This is a genomic window from Belnapia sp. (assembly GCF_059504005.1).
On the sequence record NZ_JCACHU010000107.1, the window covers coordinates 1 to 3,071 of the forward strand.

The 3,071-nt window shown below is 62.9% G+C and carries 5 protein-coding genes; 1 reads left to right on the forward strand and 4 read right to left on the reverse strand.

Annotated features, from left to right (window positions below; translation table 11 throughout):
- Positions 1 to 77 precede the first annotated feature (77 nt).
- The 4 genes from AC5JJ1_RS14610 to AC5JJ1_RS14625 all read right to left on the reverse strand — a co-directional run bounded on the left by AC5JJ1_RS14610 (position 78) and on the right by AC5JJ1_RS14625 (position 2,930).
- Positions 78 to 467, reverse strand: a complete 390-nt coding sequence (locus AC5JJ1_RS14610) for a nuclear transport factor 2 family protein (protein ID WP_495785837.1) — start codon at positions 465 to 467, stop codon at positions 78 to 80.
- 104 nt (positions 468 to 571) lie between these two features.
- The gene (locus tag AC5JJ1_RS14615; RefSeq protein WP_495785834.1) at positions 572 to 1,276 is read right to left on the reverse strand and encodes a RidA family protein; all 705 of its coding nucleotides are present in this window, start codon (positions 1,274 to 1,276) and stop codon (positions 572 to 574) included.
- A 50-nt stretch (positions 1,277 to 1,326) separates the two neighbouring features.
- Positions 1,327 to 2,310 (reverse strand): Bug family tripartite tricarboxylate transporter substrate binding protein, encoded by a 984-nt coding sequence (locus AC5JJ1_RS14620; protein ID WP_495785835.1) that lies wholly within the window; start codon positions 2,308 to 2,310, stop codon positions 1,327 to 1,329.
- Positions 2,311 to 2,471: 161 nt separating this feature from the next.
- Positions 2,472 to 2,930, reverse strand: coding sequence for a hypothetical protein (locus AC5JJ1_RS14625; protein ID WP_495785836.1), 459 nt, complete (start codon positions 2,928 to 2,930; stop codon positions 2,472 to 2,474).
- Here AC5JJ1_RS14625 and AC5JJ1_RS14630 point away from each other — a divergent pair.
- Positions 2,929 to 3,071: transposase (locus tag AC5JJ1_RS14630; RefSeq protein WP_495785838.1), on the forward strand; the 143-nt coding region annotated here is incomplete at its 3' end. The genes AC5JJ1_RS14625 and AC5JJ1_RS14630 overlap by 2 nt on opposite strands.

Here is a 3,071-nt window from a genome sequence, read left to right on the forward strand (position 1 = left end):
CGAAGCACCACATCCACGGGCCGCTATGGAAGACGGGCCTCAAACGGCCGCTTACGGTCCACGGTGAGAACGGCTCCCTAACCGGCCTCGACGATTTTCCAATGAGAGTCCTTCCACACCACCTTCCGGGAGTGAAAGTCGAAGAAATCATAGCCGCGTTCCTCGATGGGCCTGCCGGTGGCGGCCACGGTGCCCCGCAAGGTCCACTTCGATATACCGGTGTCGTCCACCACATAGTGCTGGTCGTCCCCATAATGCACGTCTGGGATGCCGTCGAACCGCGACTTGAGCGCTGTCCGGACAGCTGTGAAGCCTTGGTGGCGGCTGCCCCATGGGTTCGGGCCACGCGGCATCTCCAGCACGCAATTCTGGGCAAAAAAGGCCATCACCGCGTCCACATCATGGCTGTTGAAGGCACTCAGAATTGCACTCAGCAGCTCCGTCGTAGGCTTCGTCGATGGTCCTATTAGCTTGCTTCCTTACTCAAGCATCGAACGTCGACATGAGCGAGCCCTACCGATTGTAGCTCGTGGTAGGCGCAAGACCGGCATCCAGCCAATGCAGTGGCGCCTTAAGCGACTTCGAAGACCACTTCAATTTCGACGGTGATGCCGAAGGGTAGCGACGCCATCCCAACAGCCGAACGGGCGTGCCGCCCCCGGTTTTCGCCAAATACCTCGACGAACAGGTCCGAGCAACCGTTGATGACCTTCGGGTGGTCGGCGAAGTCGGGAGTGGCGTTCACCATTCCCAACACCTTCACGACCCGTATCACATAGTCGAGGCTTCCTACGCCAGCACGAAGGACTGCAAGCAGAGCAAGGCCAGTAGACCTCGCATGCTGATACGCCTCGTCCACGGTTACGTCCTTTCCGACCTTGCCAGTAGACAAGCCGCCTCCGGGTTTGCTTGGTCCCAGGCCAGAGAGAAAAACGAGACTGCCAGTACGAACGAAAGGAACATTGTTGACGCCTGGAACAGGAGCCACCCTTGGCAGTTCGATGCCGCGCTCTCGGAGCCGCTGCTCCGCAGTGCCCATTCCAACGCTCTGCGCCGCGCCGACGCGGGGTGCTGCAAGGGCGATGCTCGTCAGTCCGAAGGTCAGAGCCCGACGGCGGCTAGGACTCCACATCGTGGTCCACCTCAAAAGTTCTCTGGGTTTGCGTCCGGTCCGTTCGCCTGGAAAGCTAGGGATACTTCGGGTCTTGATGGCACTTCCGCTTCCATCCCGACATTTAGGTGCGGGCGGCGTGTCGGGCCGGATGCGGCACTGCATCGGCCTTCACGTTCGTCCCAGACAGTCCTAACGTACCGCAGCACCGATCCCTATCCTTTCGGCATCGCGCCGAACTCTCGCGCCAGTGCTGCCCACCGCACCCGATGTCCGTCGAGTTCGGCCTGAAACTCCTGCGGGGTCGAAGCCCGAGCCCGTAACCCCGCCGCAGCGTACCGCTCCGCCACTACCGGTTCGGTCAACACCGCACGTGTTTCGGCTGCAAGGTCCTCCCGCGCTGCGTCAGGCATGCCGCGCCACCCGAACACACCGAGGAAACCTTCTACCCAAAGGTCCGGGAACCCGGCTTCAGCGGTGGTGGGGACCTCGGGCGCGACCGCTGCGCGGGTGCGGCTTGAGGTGGCTAATAAGCGGACGCTCCCGTTCTGCACAAAGGGCAATGCGACGGCGACCGGGACCAGCGCCGCGTGGACGCGTCCCTGGCTGACTTCCTGCATCATCAAGTTGCGGAAGGACACGAATACCGCGTCGACACCAGCGCGATGTAGAAAGGCATTGAAGGCAATGTAGAGCGCCGTACCGGGCGTTGCGAACCAGTTCAATGCTCCGGGTCGAGCGCGAGCGTAGTCCACGAACTCAGGCAGGCTCCGAACGGGTAACGATGCTGGAACCGAGACCACCATGAAGTCAGTGGCGGCGGTCGAGATTGGGAGGAAACCTTCGGGGTCCGCAAACGGGGTGCCCGCGTCTGTCAGCGGCGCCACCGTCAATAAGTCGCCCATTCCGAAAAACAGTGCGTCGCCAGGCCGGGCTTGCAGGAACGCGCTGCCCGCAACGGCCCCGGTAGCGCCGACCCTGTTTTCCACTGCGATCGGATGTCCGCGACGGCGTGCCAGAGCCTCGGCATACAGGCGCGCGGCGAGGTCAGGTGAGGAACCTGGCGGAAGGGGTATGATCATCCGCGTTGGGCGCAGGGGCGAGACAGCGGTCTGCGCAACAGCACTGCGTCCCAAGATGAGGGTGGGCAGCGCGGCAAGCGACTGGACAACGGCACGGCGAGGGGGGATGAGGGTCACGGTGATCCTCCAACTCGGCGTCTGCTTTCAGCCGACGCTAGTAGTGTTCGGTTCCGCAGGAGGTAACAACGCCGTGCTCTTCGACCAGGGTGCGGCGGGCCGCGATATGCTGCAATCGCTAGCCCGCTGCGGCATGACTCGATCGCTCCACTTGGCGGTGGTCAGGCCATCGCAAGGACGGCGGTCGGTCCCGAGGCCGCTACCCGGACGGTGACGTTTGGCTGCTGCTTCTTCATTATATTTATCGTCATCTCCTGTATGGCAGCGGCGTGCTCGCGGGTGTCGCAGAACAAGACAGAGGCCCCGCGGGTAGGGTCATCAGCGGAGCGGATGTAGTAAACGCCGCGGAAACCGGGAGCCTTCTGGGCAACGCTCAGCATCTCATCGCGGACTGTGCGTTGCGTCGCTTCGGCGGGGAGGTTCTCCGCCTTCCGCACGATGCAGTAGAGAGACTGGCTCTGGCCGCCGCTTTGCGGCTCCGCTATGGCATGCTGGCCAACCTCGCCCTGAAAGCGCTCGGTCGGCTCATCAATTCCTTTAAGAGCCCGTCCATGAAGAACTCCTGTACTCTGAATGCGTTGCGGCAGGACATCTGATGGGGACAGCGGAGCTCTTGCCATGTGGACGGCAGCGGATCGGGAGCGGTACGGGCGCGAGAAGCTGCGCTACCCGAGCGATCTGACAGATGCGGAGTGGGCGCTGATCGCGCCGCTGATCCGGCCCGGCAAACGCGGCGGGCGCCGTCGTTCGGTGAACCTGCG

Bases quoted from the DNA above. Each gene is read 5' to 3' on its own strand.
- AC5JJ1_RS14625 (WP_495785836.1), bottom strand. From the start codon at position 2,930: ATGGCAAGAGCTCCGCTGTCCCCATCAGATGTCCTGCCGCAACGCATT.
- AC5JJ1_RS14615 (WP_495785834.1), bottom strand. From the start codon at position 1,276: ATGCAGTGCCGCATCCGGCCCGACACGCCGCCCGCACCTAAATGTCGG.